The 24885-nt window shown below is 62.0% G+C and carries 22 protein-coding genes, 1 tRNA gene and 5 pseudogenes; 16 read left to right on the top strand and 12 right to left on the bottom strand.

The window, feature by feature from the left end:
• Positions 1 to 222: 222 nt before the first annotated feature.
• Both H2O14_RS09670 and H2O14_RS09675 read left to right on the top strand, forming a co-directional pair.
• A complete protein-coding gene (locus tag H2O14_RS09670) occupies positions 223 to 612 on the top strand; it encodes a TIGR02300 family protein (RefSeq protein ID WP_182827482.1) in 390 nt (129 codons plus the stop codon).
• Positions 613 to 749: 137 nt separating this feature from the next.
• Positions 750 to 825: transfer RNA gene (locus H2O14_RS09675), tRNA-Ala, on the top strand.
• Positions 826 to 1094: 269 nt separating this feature from the next.
• Here the strand turns inward: H2O14_RS09675 and H2O14_RS09680 are convergent.
• A complete protein-coding gene (locus H2O14_RS09680) occupies positions 1095 to 1589 on the bottom strand; it encodes a DUF1003 domain-containing protein (protein ID WP_182829325.1) in 495 nt (164 codons plus the stop codon).
• 475 nt (positions 1590 to 2064) lie between these two features.
• Between H2O14_RS09680 and H2O14_RS09685 the strand changes: the two genes are divergently transcribed.
• Positions 2065 to 2733 (top strand): class I SAM-dependent methyltransferase, encoded by a 669-nt coding sequence (locus H2O14_RS09685; protein ID WP_182827483.1) that lies wholly within the window; start codon positions 2065 to 2067, stop codon positions 2731 to 2733.
• 191 nt (positions 2734 to 2924) lie between these two features.
• Complete coding sequence (locus H2O14_RS09690) at positions 2925 to 3638, top strand: DNA helicase (RefSeq protein ID WP_182827484.1); 714 nt, start codon at positions 2925 to 2927, stop codon at positions 3636 to 3638.
• Positions 3639 to 3663: 25 nt separating this feature from the next.
• Here H2O14_RS09690 and H2O14_RS09695 read toward each other — a convergent pair whose 3' ends face one another.
• Complete coding sequence (locus H2O14_RS09695) at positions 3664 to 5088, bottom strand: mannose-1-phosphate guanylyltransferase/mannose-6-phosphate isomerase (protein ID WP_182827485.1); 1425 nt, start codon at positions 5086 to 5088, stop codon at positions 3664 to 3666.
• Between the two features lie 190 nt (positions 5089 to 5278).
• Here H2O14_RS09695 and lnt point away from each other — a divergent pair, with 190 nt between their 5' ends.
• The 4 genes and pseudogenes from lnt to trmB all read left to right on the top strand — a co-directional run bounded on the left by lnt (position 5279) and on the right by trmB (position 9652).
• Positions 5279 to 6865, top strand: a complete 1587-nt coding sequence (gene lnt / locus H2O14_RS09700; protein WP_182827486.1) for an apolipoprotein N-acyltransferase — start codon at positions 5279 to 5281, stop codon at positions 6863 to 6865.
• Positions 6866 to 7012: 147 nt separating this feature from the next.
• Complete coding sequence (locus H2O14_RS09705; protein ID WP_182827487.1) at positions 7013 to 7435, top strand: helix-turn-helix domain-containing protein; 423 nt, start codon at positions 7013 to 7015, stop codon at positions 7433 to 7435.
• Positions 7436 to 7701: 266 nt separating this feature from the next.
• Positions 7702 to 8942 (top strand): annotated as a pseudogene (gene metK / locus H2O14_RS09710) (methionine adenosyltransferase).
• Positions 8939 to 9652 carry a tRNA (guanosine(46)-N7)-methyltransferase TrmB gene (gene trmB, locus H2O14_RS09715; RefSeq protein WP_182827488.1) on the top strand — a complete coding sequence of 238 codons (714 nt, stop codon included), beginning with the start codon at positions 8939 to 8941 and terminating at the stop codon, positions 9650 to 9652. Before metK ends, trmB begins: the two are co-directional and overlap by 4 nt.
• 202 nt (positions 9653 to 9854) lie before the next feature.
• Here trmB and H2O14_RS09720 read toward each other — a convergent pair whose 3' ends face one another.
• Both H2O14_RS09720 and H2O14_RS09725 read right to left on the bottom strand, forming a co-directional pair.
• Positions 9855 to 10112 carry a DUF1150 family protein gene (locus H2O14_RS09720; RefSeq protein ID WP_182827489.1) on the bottom strand — a complete coding sequence of 86 codons (258 nt, stop codon included), beginning with the start codon at positions 10110 to 10112 and terminating at the stop codon, positions 9855 to 9857.
• 52 nt (positions 10113 to 10164) lie between these two features.
• Positions 10165 to 10598: pseudogene (locus tag H2O14_RS09725) on the bottom strand (Hsp20 family protein).
• Between the two features lie 163 nt (positions 10599 to 10761).
• Between H2O14_RS09725 and H2O14_RS09730 the strand changes: the two are divergent.
• Positions 10762 to 11706 (top strand): nucleoside hydrolase, encoded by a 945-nt coding sequence (locus tag H2O14_RS09730; protein WP_182827490.1) that lies wholly within the window; start codon positions 10762 to 10764, stop codon positions 11704 to 11706.
• A gap of 231 nt (positions 11707 to 11937) precedes the next feature.
• On the opposite strand, the gene groL is transcribed toward H2O14_RS09730, so the two are convergent.
• The gene (groL, locus tag H2O14_RS09735; protein ID WP_182827491.1) at positions 11938 to 13578 is read right to left on the bottom strand and encodes a chaperonin GroEL; all 1641 of its coding nucleotides are present in this window, start codon (positions 13576 to 13578) and stop codon (positions 11938 to 11940) included.
• A gap of 59 nt (positions 13579 to 13637) precedes the next feature.
• Positions 13638 to 13934: a co-chaperone GroES gene (gene groES, locus H2O14_RS09740; RefSeq protein ID WP_137153803.1), complete on the bottom strand. Its 297-nt coding sequence runs from the start codon at positions 13932 to 13934 to the stop codon at positions 13638 to 13640.
• A gap of 164 nt (positions 13935 to 14098) precedes the next feature.
• Between groES and chrA the strand changes: the two are divergent.
• The 3 genes and pseudogenes from chrA (at position 14099) to H2O14_RS09755 (ending at position 16882) form a co-directional block, all read left to right on the top strand.
• Positions 14099 to 15462: pseudogene (chrA, locus tag H2O14_RS09745) on the top strand (chromate efflux transporter).
• Between the two features lie 54 nt (positions 15463 to 15516).
• Positions 15517 to 16218 carry a pyrimidine 5'-nucleotidase gene (locus tag H2O14_RS09750; protein WP_182827492.1) on the top strand — a complete coding sequence of 234 codons (702 nt, stop codon included), beginning with the start codon at positions 15517 to 15519 and terminating at the stop codon, positions 16216 to 16218.
• Between the two features lie 145 nt (positions 16219 to 16363).
• Positions 16364 to 16882 (top strand): EF-hand domain-containing protein, encoded by a 519-nt coding sequence (locus H2O14_RS09755; protein WP_182827493.1) that lies wholly within the window; start codon positions 16364 to 16366, stop codon positions 16880 to 16882.
• A gap of 33 nt (positions 16883 to 16915) precedes the next feature.
• Here the strand turns inward: H2O14_RS09755 and H2O14_RS09760 are convergent.
• A pseudogene (locus tag H2O14_RS09760) lies at positions 16916 to 17790 on the bottom strand (LOG family protein).
• A gap of 86 nt (positions 17791 to 17876) precedes the next feature.
• Between H2O14_RS09760 and dapD the strand changes: the two are divergent.
• From dapD to H2O14_RS09775, 3 genes and pseudogenes are all read left to right on the top strand, one after another.
• The gene (dapD, locus tag H2O14_RS09765; RefSeq protein ID WP_182827494.1) at positions 17877 to 18734 is read left to right on the top strand and encodes a 2,3,4,5-tetrahydropyridine-2,6-dicarboxylate N-succinyltransferase; all 858 of its coding nucleotides are present in this window, start codon (positions 17877 to 17879) and stop codon (positions 18732 to 18734) included.
• 88 nt (positions 18735 to 18822) lie between these two features.
• Positions 18823 to 20017: pseudogene (dapE, locus tag H2O14_RS09770) on the top strand (succinyl-diaminopimelate desuccinylase).
• Positions 19974 to 20600, top strand: coding sequence for a hypothetical protein (locus tag H2O14_RS09775; protein WP_182829474.1), 627 nt, complete (start codon positions 19974 to 19976; stop codon positions 20598 to 20600). Before dapE ends, H2O14_RS09775 begins: the two are co-directional and overlap by 44 nt.
• On the opposite strand, the gene truA is transcribed toward H2O14_RS09775, so the two are convergent.
• Genes truA through H2O14_RS09795 form a run of 4 tightly spaced genes read right to left on the bottom strand, consistent with a single transcriptional unit; the run spans position 20586 to position 23418 of the window.
• Positions 20586 to 21380, bottom strand: a complete 795-nt coding sequence (gene truA / locus H2O14_RS09780) for a tRNA pseudouridine(38-40) synthase TruA (protein ID WP_182827495.1) — start codon at positions 21378 to 21380, stop codon at positions 20586 to 20588. The two genes, H2O14_RS09775 and truA, sit on opposite strands and share 15 nt — an antisense overlap.
• Positions 21380 to 22315: a methionyl-tRNA formyltransferase gene (gene fmt / locus H2O14_RS09785; protein WP_182827496.1), complete on the bottom strand. Its 936-nt coding sequence runs from the start codon at positions 22313 to 22315 to the stop codon at positions 21380 to 21382. The genes truA and fmt overlap by 1 nt, the downstream gene beginning before the upstream one ends.
• 48 nt (positions 22316 to 22363) lie before the next feature.
• On the bottom strand, positions 22364 to 23095 hold the full coding sequence (locus tag H2O14_RS09790) for an AraC family transcriptional regulator (RefSeq protein ID WP_182827497.1): 732 nt from the start codon (positions 23093 to 23095) through the stop codon (positions 22364 to 22366).
• Positions 23095 to 23418 carry a hypothetical protein gene (locus tag H2O14_RS09795; RefSeq protein ID WP_182827498.1) on the bottom strand — a complete coding sequence of 108 codons (324 nt, stop codon included), beginning with the start codon at positions 23416 to 23418 and terminating at the stop codon, positions 23095 to 23097. The genes H2O14_RS09790 and H2O14_RS09795 overlap by 1 nt, the downstream gene beginning before the upstream one ends.
• A 142-nt stretch (positions 23419 to 23560) precedes the next feature.
• Here H2O14_RS09795 and H2O14_RS09800 point away from each other — a divergent pair, with 142 nt between their 5' ends.
• Positions 23561 to 24304 (top strand): hypothetical protein, encoded by a 744-nt coding sequence (locus H2O14_RS09800; protein WP_182827499.1) that lies wholly within the window; start codon positions 23561 to 23563, stop codon positions 24302 to 24304.
• Here H2O14_RS09800 and def read toward each other — a convergent pair whose 3' ends face one another.
• Complete coding sequence (def, locus tag H2O14_RS09805) at positions 24305 to 24817, bottom strand: peptide deformylase (RefSeq protein ID WP_182827500.1); 513 nt, start codon at positions 24815 to 24817, stop codon at positions 24305 to 24307.
• Positions 24818 to 24885: the final 68 nt, after the last annotated feature.

Genomic DNA, 24885 nt, shown 5'->3' on the forward strand with positions numbered 1-24885 from the left:
GGCCATAGACGCCGGAGACCGGAGAAAGCCGTATCGGCGGCCCCTGACTTTCGACCATAATCGAGGCGCGCCGCTGATTCGCGGGGCGATTAGGCTTTGACAGACGCGCCCAACAAAGATAAGGGCGTGATCCCTGAAAATGACCATCGCCGTTCGTGGCGCCCGCCGTTTCCGGCATTTCGGACGGCTTCTTTTCAAGCTTACCACTCAAGAGGTCTAGACGTGGCAAAACCCGAACTCGGAACCAAGCGCATCGACCCGGAAACGGGCAAGAAATTTTACGACCTGAACCGCGATCCGGTCGTGTCGCCCTATACCGGCAAGTCCTACCCGCTCTCCTTCTTCGAAGAGCATTCCGTCGCCAAGGTTCTGGAGAAGGACGAGGAAGAGGATGTGGCGGAAGTCGACACCGAAACCACGGAAGTCGAACTCGTCTCGCTCGAGGAAGCCGACGACGAAGCAGCCGGCTCCGAGGAAATTCCGGATCTCGGCGACGACGACGTGGATATCGGCGACGATGACGACGACACCTTCCTCGAACAGGACGAGGATGAGGACGAAGACGACATGACCGGCCTGATCGGCGTCGGCTCCGACGAAGACGAAGTTTGATTTTGCTGACTTTTCCGGGCCGATAAAAAAATCGGCCCGATTTCATTTTATCGCTTGCCAATCCGAATAAGCGACAATATACAGCGCCCACCGACACGGAAACGAGGTCGGGACCACCCGCCGGACACGGCAAGGATGGGGCTATAGCTCAGCTGGGAGAGCGCTTGCATGGCATGCAAGAGGTCAGCGGTTCGATCCCGCTTAGCTCCACCAAATTTTCTTCCCAGAACTCTCCGAAACTACGCCAGAATGGCACGACATTTTCGTCGGTTAGTCCCTCACATGCACCGGTGAACGCCGACCGCTCGCCGGCATCTCCCAAAGAGTATGCGCTTCCGCCTCGTCCGTCTTCCAAGCTGGGCTATACGGGCATCCGCGGCACGCCGATCTTCGCACGATGACTTCTCCCATCGCTTCAGCCGCGCCATGATCATCGACGGCTGCGTATCCACACTCCACGCCACGTCCCCTGTCGATTCCGGTCAGCGGGTCTGTTTTTCGATTTCGGACAGCACCTGTTCGGGCGGCACGTTCTTCTTGAGGTCCGTGAGTTCGTGAGCAGCCACCGTCACCGGCGCGTCCAGATGGCGCGAGATCGATTCGACCATGCTGATCAGCCGCGTCGTTTCATGTTCGGCGAGCAACGAAATCTGCAGGCTCAGTTCGGCGCGCTTGTCTTCCAGCGCAGCCATGCGGTTCTGGTTGATCATCACGAAGGTCGAGATGAAGATCGCCTCGACAGAAGCGACCATGGCGAGCGCCACGAAGGTGGGATCGAAGGCGGGAATCAGAGGCAACCAGCCGAGATTGACGACGATCCACAGTCCGAAAATCACGATGTGCAGATAGACGAAGGTCATGCTGCCGGCAAATGCGCTGATGCCAGCCGCGATTCGGGTCTGACGCGACCGTTTGCGGTCGTCTTCAGCCTTCCTCTGCGTCAGCGCTTCGATGTTGCGGGCGAGGATCGTGGACATGTCTTCGCCCGAGCCGCCGGCGGGGCTCTTGTCTGCGCGCGTCTCGAGGGCGTCCTGGGTCATGCGGTTTTCCGGTTTGGCTTTCACTCCGCACAACGCCTCGGGCCGACGGCCGTTCCCGCCACGGCGTTTTCCCATTGCGCACCGTTATTTTTTGGAGATGGCGGGCGACGCACGACTAGGGAGCAGTCGCCTGAAGCCGCGGTTCGGCGCGCGGTCTCGGCTTCCCCCGATCAGGCGCATGTCGCGCGGAGCTACACCAAATTCGAGTCGCACCCGCGCCCCCAAGACAGGCGAAGCTTGTGCGTTTGCATGACTATTTCGGAGACGGATTTTCTTGGTATGCCGCGCGCGGGCGCTTATAAGAAAAACTACATTAACGACTTGTATAGTTTTCTTAAGTCTTCATTTACCATGTTTGTTTACTTTTTGTCTCAGCGATCGACAGGGCGATCGCTTCACAGGGGCAAGTCCAATGGCCGCGCAGGCAACGAAAAGAATCATCTCTTCCGAGATTCAGCCGGAAACCTATTCACTTGAAGCGAAATACGCACGCTTCGACAAATTCCTGAAAAGCCTATGGAAGGACGTCTATCCCGAGACGGCCACCGAGCTTCACGACTCCATCACCGCCTCTTCCTACAAGGCGCTGAAAGAGGAGCATCCGTTGCCGCAAGGCGCCAAGGTTCTCGACATCGGCTGCGGCCAGGGCGTCGCGCTCAAGCATTTTGCGGCCGACAAGCTCGACGCCGTCGGCATCGCCATCGGCGAGGATGTGCGGATCTGCTGCGAAAAGGGCTACAACGCCGTCGAAATGGATCTGTCCTTCCTGGATTTCGAAGACGAGACCTTCGACATGGTCTGGTCGCGGCATGTGCTGGAGCACAGCATTTTCCCCTATTTCTCGCTGGCCGAAACCTATCGCGTGCTGAAGCCCGGCGGGGTGCTCTATATGGAAGTTCCGGCGCCCGACACCGCAGCCAACCATCAGACCAATCCCAATCACTATTCTGTGCTCGGTCGCTCGATGTGGCTCGAACTGATCCGCCGTGTCGGCTACTCCTCGGTGCGCGTCCGCGAAATCGGCTTCAACCTCGCCGCCGGCCCGGATCGGTACTGGAGCTTCACGGTCCGCAAAAAGTAACGGGGCGGACCGAACCGACACGATCCACCCGCTGGCGAAGCGGCAGTGAATCGCTTAAGCATCAGGCAGGCGCGGCCCGCGCCTCCCTCCCTCCGCCGGGGAAGCATGATCATGCCGGGCGCTTTTCGTTGGAACAGCCACGAGCGCTGCATAAGGAGGGGTTGCGGATCCGCTCGCTATGCGAGGTTCCGATGATTTATCCGATCTTTCTGCTCAAACGTCAGGCGCGGCGGCTGTCGCGCGCAAAGAATATCCCACTGCATGATGCGCTCGACGAGATCGCCCGGCGCGAGGGCTTTCAAGCCTGGAGCCATCTCTCATCCGCGACCATGCGAGACAGCGTACTCGAACCCGAGCTCGTTTCCGATCCCGGCGAATTGTTGTTGATCGCCGCGAGACCCGGCCATGGCAAGACATCGATGGGCCTCATCTGGGCCGCCGACGCCGTTCGATCCGGCCAAAGCGCATTCATCTTTTCACTGGAGGAGACGGAGCCCGCCATAAAGGCCCGTCTGGAGCGGCTCGGCCGCCCGGATGTCGCGGCGTCCGAACGGCTCAAGATCGATCTGACCGATGGGCTCGACGCCGATCACATCATCTCACGGCTCGACCACGCCCAACCCGGCGATGTCGCCGTCATCGATTATCTGCAACTCCTGGACCAGGACAGACGCTCCCCGCCGCTTGAGGCGCAGATCGCCCATCTTCGGGATCATGCGTTGTCCAAGCGCCTTCGGCTGGCATTCCTGTCGCAGATCGACAGACGATTTGAGCTTTCGGGCAAAGCTCTGCCCGACTATTCGGATGTCAGGCGGCTCGACAGGCTGGGGGCCAACCAGTTCGACAAAGCCTGCTTTCTGCACCGAGGCAGAACGAGCCTCGTGCGACTGTCGCCATGTAGCTGAACGGGCATTTCAGCGCGGGCGGACCTCAGATCCGCCCGAACGTGTCCTCGATACGGACGATGTCGTCCTCGCCGAGATAGGATCCCGTCTGAACCTCGACGAGCTCCAGCAGGATCTTGCCGGGGTTGGAGAGACGGTGCAACTCGCCCTGCGGAATATAGATCGACTCGTTTTCGCGCAGCATCTGCTTGGTGTCGCCGATCTGCACATCCGCCGTGCCGCGCACTACGATCCAATGCTCTGAGCGGTGGTGATGCTTCTGCAGCGAGAGCTGCTTGCCGGGCTTGACGAAGATGCGCTTCACCTGGAAACGTTCGCCCATCAGCACGGAGGTGTATCCGCCCCAGGGACGGTAACTGGTGCGATGCTCTTCCGTCAGCTTGGCGGTCGCCGGGTTCTTCATCAGATCCTTGACGACCTTGCCGACATCCTGCGCATCGGTGAGCTTGCCCACATAGACCGCGTCCTCCGACACCAGCACCACCGCATCCTCGACTCCATTAACCGCGACATGGGCGCTTTCGGAGAAGACGAAGGAATTCTTGGTGTTGTACAGATTGACCGGTCCGCGCGCGACATTGCCGTCCGCGTCGCATTCGCTTTCCTTCCACACCGCGTCCCAGGCGCCGAGATCCGACCACTGGATCGGCGACGGCGCGACCGAGGCGAGCTTGGTGTGTTCGAAGATCGCATAGTCGACGGAGATGTCGGGCGATTTGGCGAACTCGGCTTCGCCGAGCCGGACGAAATCGAGGTCGATGCGGGCATTGTCGACCGAGGCCTTGGCGGCCGCAAGGACGTCGGGCGCGAAGGCGGCGCATTCGCTGAGGAACACATCCGAGTTGAACAGGAACATGCCGGAGTTCCAGTAGTAGTTCCCGGTCGCCAGCATTTCCTTGGCGCGCTCTTCATTCGGCTTTTCGACGAAGCGCTGCACGACATGGGCGCCCGTGGCTTCCTTGGCTCCAGCCTCGATATAGCCGAAGCCCGTGGCGGGCGAGGTCGGCGTGATGCCGAAAGTGGCCAGCCGTCCGGCGCGCGCGGCGGCCGTGGCGGTGTCGATCGCCGTCACATAGGCGTCGTCGACGCGGATATTGTGATCCGAGGCCAGCACGTGCACGAGCCTCGGCCCATTTTTCGCGGCGATCAGCGCCGCGGCGGCGATCGCGGGCGCCGTGTTGCGGGCGATCGGCTCCAGGACCACCGCTTCGAGTTCGACACCGGCTTCCAGCGCCTGTTCGGCGACCAGGAAACGATATTCGGAATTGGTGACGACGATCGGCTTGCCATAGCGCTGGGGATCCTTGAGCCGCTTCAGGGTGAGCTGGAACAGGCTGTCGTCGCCGGTCAACGCCAGAAACTGCTTCGGCCGCGCCGAACGCGACATGGGCCAGAGCCGCGTGCCCTTGCCGCCGGCCAGAATAACCGGGACGATGAGATCTTGAGACATGTGAACCTTGCTCCCAATGAGGCCCGATCCGCTGCGCGGCAGGAAAGACGCAAGCAGACGGCCAAATCACGTTTCCAATCTTCATTGGCATATTCTTGCCTGTCGAAACAAGCATCTGCGTCAGACGGGACAAAGTGCGGCGAATGCTGCAAAACTTCGGCAATTGATTCGCATTTGAGGGAAAACGGGCATGGAGCGCATCGCGGCGATGGTCATGTTGAGCGCCGGATGGAGGCGTTTGGCGATCGCTCTCGCGGCGGGAGCGTTCGCGGCGTTGATGTTGCCGCCTTTCGGCCTGTTTCCAGCCGGCTTCGTGTCTTTCTCGGTTCTGGTCTGGCTGATCGACGGCGCGTCCGGAAATCCGGATCGCGGCGTCATCCTCAGGCGCTGGCCTTCTTTCCTGATCGGCTGGACCTTCGGGCTCGGCTATTTCGTCGCGAGCCTGTGGTGGACCGCCAATGCCCTCCTGGTGGACGCCGACGAATTCGCCTGGGCGGTGCCGCTGGCGGCTGTCGGGCTGCCCGCCTATCTCGCGATCTATCATGGCCTGGCGGCGGCGCTAGCCCGAATGCTCTGGACCGACGGCTTTCTGCGCATCGTGGCGCTCGCTGCGAGCTTCGGCCTCGCCGAATGGCTGCGCGGCGTCGTCTTCACCGGCTTCCCCTGGAACGCGGTCGGCCAGGGCCTGACCCCCTTCCCGCTGATGATGCAGAGCCTTGCTTTGGTCGGCGGACACACGATGAACATGGCGGCGGTGTTTGTCTTCGCCGCCCCGGCGCTGTTCGCCTCGTCTCGAGGCCGCGCGGCAGGCCTCAGCCTTGCAGCGCTGCTGTTTGCCGCGCATCTCGGCTACGGCGGTTATGCGCTTTACATCGCACCGCAGCCGGCGCAGACCGACCGCGTGGTCCGGCTCGTCCAGCCGGCCATTTCGCAGGCCGATAAGCTGGATGACGACCAGCGCGCTGCGGTGTTTCAGGCGCATCTCGATCTCACCAAGGCGCCGCCGGCCGAGGGCGGCAAGGCGCCGCGGTTGATCGTCTGGCCAGAGACCTCCGTGCCCTTCATTCTGACGCAGAGCCCGGATGCGCTGGCGCTGATCTCGGACGCGCTCGAAGATGGCCAGATCCTGTTCGCCGGAGCGGTGCGGGTGGAAGGCGGCGGGGCCGAGGAGCGCTATTACAACTCGATCTATATGATCGATTCCCAGGGCCAGATCATCGGCGCCGCCGACAAGGTGCATCTGGTGCCCTTCGGCGAGTTTCTGCCGTTCGAGGATTTCTTCCGCAAGCTGAACCTGCAGGCGGTCGCCGCCATGCCGGGCGGCTTCTCCGCCGCCCTCCAGCGCGGCATGCTGACGCTGCCCGACGGTTTCAAGCTGTTGCCGCTGATCTGCTACGAGATCATTTTTCCCTCGGAGATCACGGCTGAGGGCCCCGATGCGCCCGATGTGATCCTCAATATCACCAATGACGAATGGTTCGGCGTCAGTCCCGGTCCGTGGCAGCATTTCCTGCAAGCGCGTTTGGCGGCGGTGGAAACCGGCCTTCCGGTGATCCGTGACGCCAATAGCGGCATTTCCGCCGTCATCGATCCGAGAGGGAGAGTCACGGCCGGTCTCGCTTTTGGCGCAAAAGGTTTCATCGATACAACCATTCCGGCCAAGATCGACACAATTGTGCCAAAAGCCTACCGCACACTCCTCTTCGGGTTGTTGCTATTATCTAGTTTTTTGATTGTAATGCTTGCTCGCATGGGTTTTGTTTTCGAACGCAATTGACCAAAAACCCATGGAAAGGCATAGTGTAATCGACGAGTTCAGGAAAATGCTGGAACACGTCATCGATTAACGACATGCAACGTTCGGTTTGCGAATCCTCCCGTATTGGCGGCAGAACTGCAGGGCACACATCACCGGAACCAAAAAATGATAGAAAACAAGAAGAAACCGAATCCGATCGACATTCACGTGGGAAGCCGGATTCGCCTTCGCCGCACCATGCTGGGCATGAGCCAGGAAAAGCTGGGCGAGAGCCTGGGAATTACCTTCCAGCAGATCCAGAAATACGAGAAGGGCACCAACCGCGTCGGCGCCAGCCGGCTGCAGGCGATTTCGGGCATTCTCAATGTGCCAGTGTCATTCTTCTTCGAAGACGCTCCCGACGGAAATCCGGCCAATACCGCGTCGGGCATGGCGGAAGCCTCCAGCTCGAACTACGTCGTCGATTTCCTGTCGTCCTCCGAAGGTCTGCAGCTCAACCGCGCTTTCGTGAAGATCACCGATCAGAAGGTTCGCCGTAAGCTCGTCGACCTCGTCAAGGCTCTCGCCGCAGAGGCGGAAACCGAATAACGCCGCATCTGGATCGCGGGTTTCCGAAGCGAAGCCCGCATCCGGCCGCATCTGCGCGCGCCACCCTGTCGCAAACGAACATCCCGAAATCGCTGGTCCCTACACGCCGCGTCGCCTTCGACGCAGCGGTGAAACCGCCTCGCACCCCTCTCCGTTAACGAAGCGTATACAGCCTCATATAAAGATATATTTATGTCCTTCTACGCTTGTTTTTCCACAGGCGAATGACTACACATGCTTCGGTCTTTCATTGAGGGGAATCCCGCATGCGCTCCAGCTATCTGTTCACCAGCGAGTCGGTATCTGAAGGTCATCCAGACAAGGTCTGCGACCGTATTTCCGACGAAATCGTCGATCTCGTCTATCGTGAAGCCATCAAGACCGGCATCGACCCCTGGTCGGTCCGGATCGCCTGCGAGACGCTCGCCACCACCAATCGCGTGGTGATCGCCGGCGAAGTGCGGCTCCCCCGAGCCTGATGAAAAAGGACAAGAACGGCGTCGACCAGATCAATCCGTCCAAGTTCAAGGCCGCGGCGCGAAAGGCAATCCGCGACATCGGCTATGAGCAGGACGGCTTCCACTGGAAGACCGCCAGGATCGACGTGCTGCTGCATTCGCAGTCGGCCGACATCGCCCAGGGCGTCGACAACGCCGCCGACAAGCAGGGCGAGGAAGGCGCGGGCGACCAGGGCATCATGTTCGGTTACGCCTGCAGCGAAACGCCGGACCTGATGCCGGCGCCGATCTACTACTCCCACCGCATCCTGCAACTGCTCTCGGAAGCTCGCCGCAAGGGCGAAGGCGACGCCGGCAAGCTCGGCCCCGACGCCAAGAGCCAGGTGACGGTGCGCTATGTCGACGGCAAGCCCGCCGAGGCGACCTCCATCGTCCTTTCGACCCAGCATCTCGACGCGTCCTGGGATTCCCAGAAGGTCCGCAGCGTCGTGGAACCCTTCATTCACGAGGCTCTCGGCGACCTGCCTGTCGCCGAGGACTGCGCCTGGTACATCAACCCGACCGGCAAATTCGTCATTGGCGGACCCGACGGGGACGCCGGCCTCACCGGCCGCAAGATCATCGTCGACACCTATGGCGGCGCGGCCCCGCATGGCGGCGGCGCGTTTTCCGGCAAGGATACGACCAAGGTCGACCGTTCCGCCGCCTATGTCGCGCGCTATCTCGCCAAGAATGTCGTGGCGGCCGGTCTCGCCGATCGCTGCACGATCCAGTTGTCCTACGCCATCGGCGTGGCCCAGCCGCTGTCGATCTATGTCGATCTGCACGGCACCGGCAAGAAGGTCACCGAGGATCAGGTCGAGGCTGCGATCCGCAAGGTGATCGATCTGTCGCCGACCGGCATTCGCCGCCATCTCAACCTCAACAAGCCGATCTACGCGAAGACCTCGTCCTATGGCCATTTCGGCCGCAAGGCGGGCCGTGACGGGTCCTTCTCCTGGGAGAAGCTCGATCTCGTCAAGCCGCTCAAGGAAGCCCTGGCTTCGTGAGCGCGTCCGACGATCAGAACGAGCGCCCTTCGCGCGCGACCGAAGCGTTCTTCGGTCGGCGCAAGGGCAAGGCGCTCAGAGTCAACCAGCTTCGCGTGATGGACGAAACCCTGTCGGCGCTGAAACTCGATCTCTCCAAGCCTGCTCCATCTTCGCTGGCCGCTCTGTTTCCAGTTCCCGTTACGCAGATCCGGCTCGAAAGCGGCTTCGGCGGCGGAGAACATCTCCTTCATCGCGCGCTGGAAAATCCGGAGACGGGATTTATCGGCGTCGAGCCCTTCGTCAATTCCATGGCGAAACTGCTGGCGCGGGTCGAGGAGCAAGACATTCGCAACATCCGCGTCTTCGACGACGATGCGACGCTGGTGCTCGATTGGCTGCCCGAGGCCTCGATCGACCAGATGGATCTGCTCTATCCCGATCCCTGGCCGAAAAAGCGCCATTGGAAGCGCCGCTTCGTGTCGGACGTCAATGTCGAGCGGTTCCATCGCGTCATCAAGCGGGGCGGACATTTCAGCTTCGCGTCCGACATCGACACCTACGTGAACTGGACGCTCGAACATTTCGACCGCCATCCCGGTTTCGAATGGACGGCGCGCAACGCCGGCGACTGGCTGACGCCCTTTCCCAATTGGCCGGGCACACGATACGAAGCAAAAGCCCGGCGTGAAGGTCGCTCCTCGGCCTATCTCACCTTCCGTCGCCTCTGATTTTCATTCTATCGAAATCTGGAAACGCTTCGCGCGGCCGCATCATCCCGTGCGGCTGCCTTTTCGGCGCGGCATGATCCATCACGCCATCGTCGCCCTGCCCGCCCGTCGCGCCATCCAGCAGTTGAGGCGCGAGCATGGGATCGGGTCCGTCGGGAAGACCGCATGCCCGGCATATCGACCGGGCTGCGGCAATTCTCTGTCAGTGAAGGCTGACTGTCTGCAGATCATCCTCTGCGGCCTTGAAGAAGGTCGAGGAGCGGTTGTCAGTCAGCAGGATCGGCGTGCCGTCGGCGCCGAACAGCGCCCAGAGATCGAGGCCCGGATTGAGGTTCGGGGCTTCCGGGAAAACGCGCGACACGTCTTCAGAACGCATCTTGCGGATATAGCCGAGCTTACCAGCGCCGAGATGCGCGAACTCGCTACGTGTCAAGCTATCCAGTGTGGGTCTAGCGGCCATTCTATTGCCTCCTTCATGCTTCGGAAGACGCGGGGCCAATCCCGTCCAACCATCATTCTGAAACAGAGATGTTAATTTTTCGCACAAGTTTTTCGGGTTCCGGCCTGATGAGGTCGACCGAGAGAAGTCCGTTCTTGAGGCTGGCCCCGATGACCTGCATTCCATCCGCCAGCATGAAGCAACGCTGGAACTGGCGGGAGGCGATGCCGCGATAGAGAAACTCCCGCTCGCCCTGTTCGGCCTGGCGACCGCGGATGATCAACTGGTTCTCTTCGGTGGTCACATCGAGATCGTCTTCGCCGAAACCCGCCACGGCGAGCGTGATGCGCAGGCGTTCGGGCTCGCCGGCGGGGGCGTCGGCCTTCAGACGTTCGATATTGTACGGGGGTAGCCGTCATTGTTCTTGGCGAGACGCTCCAGCGTCTTCTCCATGGCGTCGAAGCCCAGAAGAAGCGGGCTGGCGAAAGGGGCAATGCGCGTGTTCATTCCGTTCATGTCCTTGGCTGCAAGCGACAATCGCCGGGCCTCGTTCAAGCGTCCGGCAGAACGACATATGGTGACTTGGCGATAGAGTTGCAAGACGCTTGCGCTCGGGGCGCCCACAGGCAATAGTCGCCGAGAAATCAATAAGAAGAGGACCGGCGCCGACATGGCCAATCCGAGAAAGATCATCATCGACACAGACCCCGGCCAGGACGATGCAGCCGCCATCATGCTCGCGCTCGGCTCGCCGCAAGAGCTCGACCTTCTCGGCGTCACGACGGTCGCCGGCAATGTGCCGCTGTCGCGCACGCAGACCAACGCCCGCATCGTCTGCGAGTTTGCCGGTCGTCCCGACGTGAAGGTCTTCGCCGGCTGCGAGCGTCCCTTGAAGCGGCCGCCGGTGACGGCGGAATATGTCCATGGACCGACCGGCCTGGATGGTCCCGAACTCTTCGAACCCACCATGCCGCTGCAGGCGATGAACGGCGTCGACTTCATCATCGACACGCTCCGGACGCATGAGGCGGGGACCGTGACGCTCTGCACGCTCGGGCCGATGACGAATGTGGCCACCGCCTTCCAGCGCGCGCCCGACATCATCGCGCGCGTGAAGGAAGTGGTGATGATGGGCGGCGCCTATTTCGAAGTCGGAAACATCACGCCGGCGGCCGAGTTCAACATCTATGTCGATCCGGAAGCCGCAGACATCGTTTTCAAGTCCGGCGTGCCCATCGTGATGATGCCGCTCGACCTGACGCACAAGGTTTTGACGTTGAAAGCGCGTGTCGAAAAGATCCGCGCGCTGGGCAACCGCGCGGGCGTGGCGCTCGCCGATATGCTCGATTTCTTCGAGCGTTTCGACGTCGAGAAATACGGCTCCGACGGCGGGCCGCTGCATGACCCGACCGTAATCGCCTATCTCATCAAGCCGGAAATCTTTTCGGGTCGCCACTGCAATGTCGAGATCGAACTTGCTTCTGAACTGACGCTGGGCATGACCGTGGTGGACTGGTGGCGCGTGACCAAGCGCGAGAAGAACGCCATGGTGATGAAGGATATCGACGCCCAGGCCTTCTTCGACCTGTTGACGGAGCGGGTCGGACGCCTTTGATTGCATCCGTAAGCGAGTTAAAGCGGTCTCAGGAAACTGGGGCCGTTTTTTTATGCCAACAAATGAAAAGGGAGCGGCCCGAAGACCGCTCCCCAATTCTGATCGGCAGATCAGAGTGATAGGCTTGCGCCTATCACATCATGTCCATGCCGCCTGTTCAGCGCGCTTGACGCGCTGAACCATCCCAGTTGATGGGCGGCTTTATGGACGTGTGTGATAGGCTAGCGCCTATCACATCATGTCCATGCCGCCCATGCCGCCCATGCCGCCCGGCATGCCGCCGGCAGCTTCCTTCTTCGGAAGTTCGGCGATCATGGCTTCGGTGGTGATCAGCAGCGAAGCAACCGAAGCTGCGTTCTGCAGAGCGGTGCGGACAACCTTGACCGGGTCGACGATGCCCATGGTGATCATGTCGCCGAATTCGCCGGTCTGGGCGTTGTAGCCGAAGTTGTCGTTGTCCTTTTCGAGGATCTTGCCGACGATGATGGAAGCTTCGTCGCCAGCGTTGTCTGCGATCTGGCGAACCAGGGACTGCAGGGCGCGACGGACGATGTTGATGCCAGCTTCCTGGTCGTCGTTGACGCCCTTGACGGTGATCTTGGTCGAGGAGCGCAGGAGAGCGGTGCCGCCGCCGGGGACGATGCCTTCCTGAACGGCAGCGCGGGTCGCGTTGAGCGCGTCGTCGATGCGGTCCTTGCGTTCCTTGACTTCGATTTCCGTGGAGCCGCCGACGCGGATCACGGCAACGCCGCCAGCGAGCTTGGCAAGACGTTCCTGCAGCTTTTCGCGGTCGTAGTCGGAGGTGGTTTCTTCGATCTGGGCCTTGATCTGGGCGACGCGGCCTTCGATGTCGGACTTCTGGCCGGCGCCGTCGACGATCGTGGTGTTTTCCTTGGAGATCGAAACCTTCTTGGAACGGCCCAGCATGTCGAGGGTGACGTTTTCAAGCTTGATGCCGAGGTCTTCGGAGATCACGGTGCCGCCCGTCAGGATGGCGATGTCTTCGAGCATGGCCTTGCGGCGGTCGCCGAAGCCAGGAGCCTTGACGGCGGCGATCTTCAGGCCGCCGCGAAGCTTGTTGACGACGAGGGTGGCGAGAGCTTCGCCTTCGACGTCTTCAGCGATGATGAGCAGCGGCTTGCCGGTCTGGACGACGGCTTCGAGCACCGGCAGCATGGCCTGGAGGTTCGAGAGCTTCTTTTCGTGCAGCAGGATGTAAGCGTCGTCGAGATCGGCGATCATCTTTTCTGCGTTGGTCACGAAATAGGGGCTGAGGTAGCCGCGGTCGAACTGCATGCCTTCGACGACTTCGAGTTCGGTTTCGGCGGTCTTGGCTTCTTCGACGGTGATGACGCCTTCGTTGCCGACCTTCTGCATGGCTTCGGCGATATCAGCGCCGACCTGCTTGTCGCCGTTGGCGGAGATCGTGCCGACCTGGGCGACTTCTTCCGACGTGGAGATCTTCTTGGCCTTGGCCTGGAGATCCTTGACGACTTCCGAGACGGCGAGATCGATGCCGCGCTTCAGGTCCATCGGGTTCATGCCGGCGGCAACGGCCTTGGCGCCTTCGCGAACGATGGCCTGGGCCAGAACGGTGGCGGTGGTGGTGCCATCGCCGGCGATGTCGTTGGTCTTGGACGCGACTTCGCGGACCATCTGGGCGCCCATGTTTTCGAACTTGTCTTCGAGTTCGATTTCCTTGGCGACAGAGACGCCGTCCTTGGTGATGCGCGGAGCGCCGAAGGACTTGTCGATGATGACGTTACGACCCTTCGGGCCGAGCGTGACCTTTACAGCGTCAGCGAGGATGTCGACGCCGCGCAGCATCTTTTCGCGCGCGTTACGGCCAAACTTGATTTCTTTAGCAGCCATTTTGGAAAACTCCCGGGCTCATTGCCCATTGGTTTGCTTGAATTTGACGAGATCGGCAATCAGCCGATGATGCCCATGATGTCGGATTCCTTCATGATCAGAAGGTCTTCGCCATCGAGCTTGACTTCGGTGCCCGACCACTTGCCGAACAGGACGCGGTCGCCGGCCTTGACGTCGAGAGCGACGAGATTGCCCTTGTCGTCACGAACGCCGGAGCCGACGGCGACGATTTCGCCTTCCTGCGGCTTTTCCTTGGCGGTGTCGGGGATGATGATGCCGCCCTTGGTCTTTTCTTCGGATGCAACGCGGCGAACGACGACGCGGTCATGAAGCGGACGGAAATTGGTGCTTGCCATTGTCTGTTTCCTCGATCAAATGACATTACCGGGTCAGGCCCGGGGAAAGGTTGTTAGCACTCCCTCCTGTGGAGTGCTAGCGGCCTGGATTTAGGTTCGAGGCGGGCGAGAGTCAAGGTTCCGCCGTCGGAAAAATATTTCGACAAGGTAAATGCGGGACCAGAATGAGCGATCTCGAACAGCTCCCCGCACGCCCCGCCCATCCGAGTTTCGGCGACGCCGTGCGCGTCTGGGGCAGGATCGGCGTGCTCAGCTTCGGCGGCCCGGCCGGACAGATCGCCCTGATGCATCGCGAACTCGTGGACGAGCGGCGCTGGATCTCCGAAAGCCGCTTTTTGCATGCGCTCAATTTCTGCATGTTGCTGCCGGGCCCGGAAGCGCAACAGCTCGCGACCTATATAGGCTGGCTTCTACATGGCTGGCGCGGCGGTCTGATGGCCGGTCTGCTCTTCGTCGCGCCGGGTTTCCTGGTCATTCTCGCTCTTTCCGCCATCTACGCCGTCTGGGGCCAGACCGGGCTGCTGGACAGCGCCTTCATGGGCTTGAAGGCGGCTGTGCTGGTGATCGTCGTCGAGGCGCTGATCCGTGTCGGCAAACGGTCGCTCAAGAACAATGTGATGCGCGCCGTCGCAATCACGGCCTTCGTTGCGCTCTTCGCCTTCGCGGCGCCCTTTCCTCTGGTGATCCTCGCGGCGGCGCTGATCGGCTATGCCGGCTTCCGCTTCGCGCCAGATGTGTTTTCAGCCGGGGGCATCACGCCGCCGGCGCGGATCTGCCGGCCGTCATCGATGCGGATCATCCGGGACGGCCGGCCAGTTGGCGCGGCTCGCTTCTCGCCACGCTCGTGTGGACGACGCTATGGGCCGCCCCTTTCGGACTTCTCTTCGCCTTCGGCCTCGAATCGAGCGTTTATGTCGACATCAGCCTGTTCTTCTCGAAAATGGCCGTCGTCACCTTCGGCGGAGCCTATGCGGTTCTCTCCTATGTCGCGCAACAGGCGGTCGATCATTACCAATGGCTGAAGCCGGGCGAGATGTTGGATGGACTCGGGCTCGCCGAGACGACGCCGGGGCCGCTGGTTCTGGTGCTGAGCTTCGTCGGTTTCATCGCCGGATTTCGCGGATCAGGCGCGTTGTCGCCGCTCGCGGGCGGCGCGCTCGGGGCGACGCTCACGACCTGGGTGACCTTTGCGCCCTGCTTTCTCTGGATTTTCCTCGGCGCGCCCTGGATCGAGCGACTGCGCGCCAATCGGGCGCTCTCGGGAGCGATGACCGCCATATCGGCGGCGGTCACCGGGGTGATCTTCAATCTGGCGCTCTGGTTCGCAACGCATGTCGTCTTTGGCCGGCATGTCGCGATCGAGGCCGGCCCCTTCCGCATGAGTCTTCCGGACCCGACGTCGGTGAATCTCGTCCAACTTGCGCTGACGATGCTGGCGGCCATTGCACTTTTCAGGTTCAGGCTCGGCGTGTTCAGGACGCTGGCCCTTCTCGCCGGCGCCGGCGTGCTGGTCGGGCAGGCGTTCTGATCGGCGTAGCCGAAGAGACTTGCCAATTTTCCGATCCCTGTCATAACCCGTGGCATGACCGACAAACGCGCCTTGCCTCAAAAATCCGATTTCGCCCATGTCACCGAATGGGTGTTCGACCTCGACAACACGCTCTATCCGCATCACGTCGATCTCTTCGCACAGATCGACCGCAATATGACCGCGTTCGTGGCGGAGCTTCTCGACCTTGCGCCCGAGGACGCGCGCAAGCTGCAGAAACAGTATTATTATGACCACGGCACGACATTGCGCGGCTTGATGCATCATCACGGCATCGAGCCGGCGGCCTTTCTGGAAGCCGCCCATCGCATCGACTATTCGGGGCTGGCCGTGGACGAAGGCCTGAGCGAGGCGATCAAGGCGCTGCCGGGACGAAAATTCATTCTCACCAACGGCACGGTCAAACATGCCGAGGAAGCCGCCCGAGCGCTCGGCATTCTCCATCATTTCGAAGACATCTTCGATATCGTCGCGGCGGATTTCGTGCCGAAGCCGGCCGGTTCGACCTACGACAAATTCGCGAGCCTGCACCGGGTGGAAACCCGAAAAGCCGCGATGTTCGAGGATCTTCCGCGCAATCTCGAAATCCCGCGCGCGCTCGGCATGAAGACGGTGCTGATTGTTCCGCAGAGCAAGGAACATTATCTCGAACGGTGGGAAATCCCCGACGAGAACGATCCGACGATCGATCACATCACGGACAATCTCGCGGATTTTCTCCGCGCCGTCGTCTGATCCCGAAGCTGAACGGGTCATTCAGGCCCTGTTCAGCGCCCTTCCTCTATTCATGTCGTCAACGTCGCAGCCGGATATCTCAGGCGCGGCGATGACAAAGCCGGTTCCTCCCCTGCCCGGCCACGACCAGAGAAAGGTTGACATCATGAACGCCAAGACCCTCATCGCCTCCACACTCGCGCTCGCCGTCGCAGCCTCCAGCGGCGTCGCGTTTGCCGCATCCACCACGCCGACCGGCGCCGCAAAGGATCCCGCCAAGCGCGAACAGCGCGTCGCCTTCATGATCAAGCGGCTCGACGCCGACAAGGACGGCAAGGTTTCCAAGCAGGAAATGCAGGCCGCGATGAACGCCACCCTTTCGGTGGTGGATTCCAACAAGGACGGGTTCCTGTCGAAGCAGGAAGTCGAAGCCGGCAAGGACGCGCTCAAGGCCTATCGCCAGAAGGTGAAGGCCGAACCGAATGCGGCGCCCGTAAAACCGGCCCGGCTGCCGAATGGCGTGATCAAGCATTTCGACCGGATCGACGCCAACAAGGACGGCAAGCTGTCGAAAGAGGAGCTCGACCGCGTCGCCGACCGCATGTTCCAGCGCCGCGACGCCAACAAGGACGGCTTCATCACCGCCCAGGAATTCCTGGCCAAAAAGGGCAAGAAGCAGGGCTGACCCGCTTCAAGCCATGACCTCGCGGCGTCTCCGTCAGGAGGCGCCGTTTTCCTTTTCATAGAAACGCTTCATGATGGCGCAGGCTTCTTCGGCGGTGTTGACGAAGCTGATCAACTCGACATCCTCGGGGGCGATCGTTCCGAATTCGGCCAACGCGTCGAAATCGACGACCCTGCGCCAGAACTGCTCGCCGAACAGGATCAGCGGCACTTTCGCCATGCGACCGGTCTGCATCAGCGTGATTGTTTCGAACAATTCGTCCAGCGTTCCGAAGCCGCCCGGAAACACCGTCACCGCCTTGGCGCGCATCAGGAAATGCATCTTGCGAATGGCGAAATAGTGGAAGTTGAAGCTGAGCTCCGGGGTCACATACGAGTTCGGCGCCTGCTCATGCGGCAGCACGATGTTGAGCCCGATCGACGGCGCGCCGACATCGTCAGCGCCGCGATTGCCGGCTTCCATCACGCCCGGGCCGCCGCCGGTGACCACGACATACTCCTTGTAGTCATGGCCTGCGGACCATTCCGAGCACAGGCGGGCGAATTTGCGCGCTTCTTCGTAGAAAACCGAGGCTGCCTCGAGATTGGCTTTCTGTCCAGCGTTCTTGGCCGCCCAAGCCTTCTGGCCGGGGGCGGGAATGCGCGCCCCGCCGAACATGACCACCGTCGAGCGGATGCCATATTCGGTCAGCATCATCTCGACCTTGAGCAATTCGAGCTGCAGCCGGACCGGGCGGAGCTCTTCGCGGCAGAGAAAATCGTTGTCTGCGAAGGCGAGGCGATAGGCGGGCGACAGCGATTGGGGGTTCCGGGGATGCGCTCGGCGCGCTTGAGGTCGCTGCGGCTGCTGCGCAAGGGATCCCACACGCCGTCCTTGCGCCTGAGTTCGTCGGTTTTCCCCTTTGCCATGCTTATTTCCATCCGCTATAGAGCCGCGACCGGCCCAGTTTTTCGCTATTCTGGCAGGATAATCCTTCAAAGCTTAAGGAATTCCCATGACCGTCCATGACCTCGCCTCGCTCGAAAAGACCATCGACGCCGCCTTCGACAATCGCGATTCCGTCTCGACCTCGACCACGGGCGAGATCCGCGACGCCGTCGAAACCGCGCTGAACCTGCTCGACGCCGGCAAGGCGCGCGTGGCGACTCGCGGCGAGGACGGCTCCTGGACCGTGCATCAGTGGCTCAAAAAGGCGGTTCTGCTCTCCTTCCGCCTCAACGCCATGGAAATCATCAAGGGCGGCCCGGGCGATTCCACCTGGTGGGACAAGGTGCCGTCGAAATTCGACGGCTGGAGCGCCAACGAATTCGAGAAGGCAGGGTTCCGCGCCGTGCCGAACGCCGTCGTCCGTCGCTCGGCCTATATCGCCCCCAACGCCATCCTGATGCCGTCCTTCGTCAATCTCGGCGCCTATGTCGGCGAGGGCACGATGGTCGACACCTGGGCCACCGTCGGCTCCTGCGCCCAGATCGGCAAGCATGTGCATCTTTCGGGCGGCGTCGGCATCGGCGGCGTGCTGGAGCCGATGCAGGCCGGCCCGACCATCATCGAGGACAACTGCTTCATCGGCGCCCGCTCTGAAGTCGTCGAAGGCTGCATCGTGCGCGAAGGCTCGGTGCTCGGCATGGGCGTGTTCATCGGCAAGTCCACCAAGATCGTCGACCGCGCCACCGGCGAGGTGACCTATGGCGAAGTGCCGCCCTATTCCGTCGTCGTCGCCGGCTCGATGGGCAGCGGCAACCTCATGCCGAACGGCGTCGTCGCGCCCAATCTCTACTGCGCCGTCATCGTCAAGCGCGTCGACGCCCAGACCCGCTCCAAGACCGGCATCAACGAATTGCTGCGTGATTGAGGCGCAGCGACGCCATGCGGCGCGCTGCCTGGCGCGCCGTTTTTTTCCCCGTGACAGAGCCGCCGTCATCGGCTAACGCTTGGCCATCATGCCTGTCACCGATCCGATTGAAAATCTTCAAAAGCTCATCCGTTGCCCTTCCGTGACGCCCGACGAGGGCGGCGCGCTGGCGCTGCTCGAATCCCTGCTGACGCCGCTCGGCTTCAAGGTCGAGCGCATGACGATGAGCGAGGCGGGAACGCCCGATATCGTCAATCTCTATGCACGGCTCGGCGATGACGGCCCGCATCTGATGTTCGCCGGCCATACCGATGTCGTGCCTGTCGGCGACGAGGCCGCCTGGAGCCATCCGCCCTTCGGCGCCGAGATCCATGACGGCCTGATGTTCGGACGCGGCGCCGTCGACATGAAAGGCGGCGTCGCCTGCTTTGCCGCCGCTGTCGCCCGCCATATCGAAAAGCACGGGCTCCCCAAGGGATCGATTTCCTTCCTGATCACCGGCGACGAGGAAGGCCCCGCCGTCAACGGCACGGTGAAACTGCTGGAATGGGCGCATGGCCGGGGCGAGCGCTGGGACGGCTGCCTGGTGGGCGAGCCCACCAATCCCGAGCAACTCGGCGACATGATCAAGATCGGCCGTCGCGGCTCGGTCTCGGGCGCAGTCACGGTGCATGGGGTGCAGGGCCATGTCGCCTATCCGCATCTCGCCGACAATCCGGTGCGCTCGGCGCTCGCCATGGCGACCGCGCTGATGGAGACGCCTTTCGATCACGGCACGGATGATTTCCAGCCGTCGAACATGGAAGTGACGACGATCGACGCCGGCAACAAGGCGACCAACGTCATTCCCGCCAAGGTCGGCTTCGCCTTCAACATCCGCTTCAACGACGCCTGGACGGCCGACACCGTCAAAGCCGAGATCGTCCGCAGGCTCGACCAGGCCGCTGCATCCTCGCCCTTGCGGCCCGGCCGCGAGCCGGCGCGCTACGATCTGGGCTGGGCCGAGCGGCCGAGCCATGTGTTCCTGACCCGCGACGAGCGGCTGATCGGCACGCTGTCGCGCGCCATCGAAGCGGCATACGGGGACCACGCCCAAACTGTCGACCACGGGCGGCACGTCGGACGCCCGCTTCATAAAGGATTACTGCCCGGTGGTCGAGTTCGGCCTGGTCGGCCAGACCATGCATATGGTCGACGAGCGCGTGAGCGTGTCGGAACTCGAAGCGTTGACGCGGATCTATGAAACGTTCATCGCCGACTGGTTCAGAGATGCCGGGGCGTGAGGAAGTCATCTATTATCTGAATGGCCTGTGGCTGCTGATCCGCGGCCGCAGCGAGGGCTTTCAGTGGCTCGACCTGAGCGACCGCGGTTTCTGGCGGTCATGGTGGGCGATTTTCTATTGCCTGCCGCCCATTCTCCTCGATCTCTGGGGAACGCGGGCCGTCTATCTCCAGGGCATGCCGGAAAACACCCATCTCGGCAATGGTTTCTGGTCGGGCCTGCTGTTTCTCGACCTTCTGTCCTGGACCGCGCCCTACGCCATTCTCTACGCCGCCATGAGCGCCGCAGGCTATGCCTCGCATTTTCGTCCAGCTGTCGTTCTTCTCAACTGGCTGAGCGTCCCGGTGCAATGGGCGCTGATGGCCATATCCGTCTCGCTGATCGTTGCGCCCGCCAATGTCGATCTGCAAGCCTCGATCGCGCTCGTTCTCTACCTCGTCTCCGGCTATGCGCATGTCATGGTCATGCTGCAGCTGACCGAACGCAAGGCGCTGCCGGCCACGGCTTTCGTCATCGCCATCACGGCAGGTTCGATGCTCACCCAATATTACGCCATCGACGCGCTCGGTCTATCCTTCGGCTGACTCGTCGTCATCGAGCGTCAGAAGCGTCGACAGGTCGCCGTAATCCACCTGCATGAAAAACAGACCATGCGGCGGCGCGACCGGTCCACAGCGGGCGCGATCACGCGCGAGCAGCGCCTCGCGAATGTCGAGTGCGCTCCATTTCCCCTCGCCCACCATCTTCAATGTGCCGGCGAAGGAGCGGATCTGATTGTGCAGGAAGCTCTGCGCCGAGGCGCGGATCTCGACATAGTCGCCGTTGCGCGTGACATCGACCCGCTCGATCGTGCGGCGCGGGTTCTTCGCCTGGCAATGCGACGAGCGGAAGGTGGTGAAATCGTGATAGCCGACGAATTCCTGCGCCGCCTCATGCATGCGCTCCGCATCGAGCGGCTTCTTCACATGCCAGGCGCGCTCGGCGTCGATGGCCGACGGCGCCATGCGGTTGATGATGCGATAGAGATAATGGCGTTTTGTGGCGGAGAAACGAGCGTCGAAGGTGGTCGGGACCTGCTCGGCCGAGAGAATGGCGACCCGCTCCTCCTCCATGGCGAGATGGGCGTTGACGGCATTGGCCACGGTCGCCGCCTTCCAGTCTCGGCTCAGATCGACATGGCAGACCTGGCCGAACGCGTGAACGCCGGAATCGGTGCGGCCGGCGGCGCGCAGCGACACCTCTTCGCCGCTCATCGCGAAAATGGCCTTTTCGATGGCGCCCTGCACCGATTTGCCGTTGTCCTGCCGCTGCCAGCCGACATAGGGCACGCCGTCATATTCGACGATCATCTTGTAACGCGGCATCAGCCGATCCTCGCGCCTGGGGCGATGGGAAGCCCGCGCAGGAAATCGCCCGCGTCGAGCGGCTTGCCTCCCGCCTTCTGCAGCCTCAGCAGGCGCACCGCGCCTTCGCCGCAGGCGATAGTGAGACGATCATCCAGCGCCACGCCGGGCTCGCCCGCGCCCGAGGCGCGCTCGGAGGCTAGCACTTTCACACGCTCGAGCTTGCCGCCGAACTCCGCCTCGAACCAGGCACCCGGAAAGGGCGCAAGGCCGCGGATATGGTTGTGCACCTCGGCGGCGTTTTTCGTAAAGTTGATGCGCGTCTCGTCCTTGCTGATCTTGGCGGCGTAGAGCACGCCGTCTTCAGGCTGCGGCGTGAGCGTCAGTCTTCCCGCCTCGAGCGCAGCCATCGCCTCGACCATCAGGCCTGCGCCGATCTCCGACAAGGCGTCATGCAGTTCACCGGCGGTCATTGTCTCGGAGATAGCGATCTCGCGGGTCATCGCCACCGGGCCGGTGTCGAGCCCCTTGTCCATCTTCATCACCATCATCCCGGTCTTTGCATCTCCGGCCATGATGGCGCGCTGGATGGGCGCGGCGCCACGCCAGCGCGGCAGAAGCGAGGCATGGCCGTTATAGCAGCCCAGCCGCGTGCCCTCCAGGATCGAGACCGGCAGCAGCAATCCATAGGCGACGACGATGGCGACATCGGCCCCGAGCGCCTTGAACGCTTCCACATCCTCGGCCGCCTTGAAGTTTACCGGCGTGCGCACTGGAATGCCCAAATCTTCGGCTGCCTTATGGACCGGCGACGGCGTCAGTTCCAGCCCGCGCCTCCCCGCCGGCCGCGGCGGTTGCGAATAGACGGCGACGATGTCGTGACCTGCGGCGTGCAACGCTTTGAGCACGGGCGCGGAAAAATCGGGCGTTCCCATGAAAATGATTCTGAGCGGCATGGCTGATCTCCGGCTGATCGCCCCTTCAAGCCTCTTGAGCGGAGAAGATCAAGCCCCTTGGCTCCCGACCGCGCGTCGCCAGTCGCTCGGGCTCTGGCCCGAGACGCGCAAAAATTCGCGATTGAAGTTGGATTTGGTCATGAACCCGGCCTCGAGCGCGATCTGCACGACGCTTTCCTCTGTGTCGCGCAACAATCGCTGGGCCTCCTTTACGCGGAAGCCGTTCACATATTGCGAGACGGACACGCCATGGCAGCGATTGACGGCGCGAGAAACGGCGCGGGTGGTTTTGCCGAGCTTGCGCGCGAGCCTGACGAGATTGAGTTCCATATCGCGATAGAGCGCGTTTTTCTCCATCAGCGCGTCGAGAGCGCGTGCGATGGCCCGGTCTTCCTCGTTGGCCGCCGAGGAGGAGGAAGGCGTTTCTCCGCGCTCTCCCTCCCCGCCGGCATCGTTGTCTTCCGGCTTGTCCATCCGCGCCGGATCGACAAGCGCGGCCGCGGTCGACAAGACGATCAGACTGACCGTCGTTCCGAACGAGATGATCGCCCCCGAATACCGGCCGGCGAACACAGCGAGATCGAGACTGATCAGCATGTCGGACAACGCCGAGGCGATCAGCGTCGCCCCCGTGATCTGCAGCGCCCGATAGGACGTGACGACGCCGTCGAGACGCGACGAGATCAGCCGGTCCGGTCCGCCGCGACTCATCGCCAGCAGCAGCACGCCATAGGCGAGGAAATCGAGAATGATCACCGCGCCGACCCAATCCCGCGACATCAACAGCAGACCGGAAACCAATACCGGCCAGAGCGCATGCGGCCAGTCCGCGAGACCCGGCCGCGCCGCTCCCCCGTCAATCCGCGAAACGCCAGGAACGCAGCAGGCGGCAGGATGCTCGCCGTCGTCGCCATCACCGGCTGCAGCGCCGTCGCGCCATATCCCCAACGCGCGCCCACCAGAATGGACTGGAAGGCAAACAGCGTCATCAATGCGACGAAGGCGAATGCGTCGTCGCCCCGCTCACGCGCGATCCGCGCATAGCGAACCGCAAAGACCGCAAGGAACAAGGCGACGACAAAGGGAAGCGGCAGCAGAATCATCGGCAGTCCATCGGCAAATACAGAAGTGCGATGCTTCTGTCCTTAATCGCGATCCTGCGCGACCTCAAACGCGTTTCAGGTCGCCGTTTCCAGCTGCATCGTCATTCTCGTCTCCATTCTTCATCGCAACAGGAGGCGCAGCATGCGCAAGAAAACTCTCTTCCTTGGACTGGCCGCGAGCGTCGCGGCAGTCATCGCCCTCGACGCCGCCGTGTCGCTCTGGACGTCGCAAGCCCGGGCCTCAGATCCCGTCGATCTCTCGAGCGTCAACCGCGTCGAAGTTCGCGGCGCCGCAAGCCGCGTGACGGTGAACACGGACGCGGCCGCTCCGTTCGAAGCCAAACTCTTGGGAACCCGAAGCGGCTGGGGCGCTCTCTGGCGTTCGAGCTGGTTCGACGAGGGTTGCGCCATGACGGGCTCCATGCGCGTCGAACGCGGTTCGCTGATCGTCGACACCGGCGATGCGCCCTTTGACTTCGATTGGGACGATTGCCGGCTGGAGCTCGAGGCCAATCTCAGACCGGACGCCGCCGTGCTGATCGACCAGCGCGCCTCGGCCATCAAGCTCGCCGGCGACTTCTCGGTGCTGGATATCAAGTCTGATGCCGGAGATGTCGATGTCGAAGGGCATGCCGATGCGATCTCACTGTCCGGCGCAGCGCTCAGGGCCCGGATCGCCTTCGACGAGGTGGCTAAATCAGAAACCATCCGACTGATGGGCAAGATGATGGATGCGACGCTGATCTTTCCGGCCGGTACGGCCATCAGCTATGTGGTGCAGTCAGTCGCATCCTATATCGACAGCGCGCTGCCCAACACGCCGGGAGCGAAACCGGAGATCCAGATCCGCGGCGACATGGTCAGGACCACGATCCGCGAGCAATGATCAGGCGCGGAGCTTGGCGGCCTTGGTGAATTTCTTGATCACCATCTCGCGCTTCAGGCGCGAGATATGGTCGATGAAGAGCACGCCGTTCAGGTGGTCGATCTCATGCTGCAGGCAGGTGGCCAACAGGCCTTCGGCCTCGATTTCCTGCGCCTTGCCGTCGAGATCCACGTAGCGAACGCGGATGGTCGCGGGACGTTCGACCTCGGCGTAGTAATCCGGGATCGACAGGCAGCCTTCTTCATAGCTGGACCTGGCGTCGCTCGACGACAGGATTTCAGGATTGATGAAGACCTGCGGCTTCTTTTCCTCGCCCTCTTTGTGAAGGTCGATCACCACGACACGCTTGGGAACGCCGATCTGGATGGCGGCCAACCCGATGCCGGGCGCGTCATACATCGTCTCCAGCATGTCGGCGGCGAGCGTCCGCACCTCCGGCGTCACGTCTTCGAACAGGGCCGAAGTCTGGCGGAGGATCGGGTCGGGCAAAATAATGAGCGGCTTGATCGTCATTTCGCCTCCATAATACAGCCGCCCGGCTTGCGCAACAGGCCGGGCGCTTCCCTTCGGCACGAAGTGAA

Origin of the sequence: Rhizobium sp. G21 (assembly GCF_014158035.1) — a bacterium.
Taxonomy (GTDB): domain Bacteria; phylum Pseudomonadota; class Alphaproteobacteria; order Rhizobiales; family Rhizobiaceae; genus Rhizobium_E.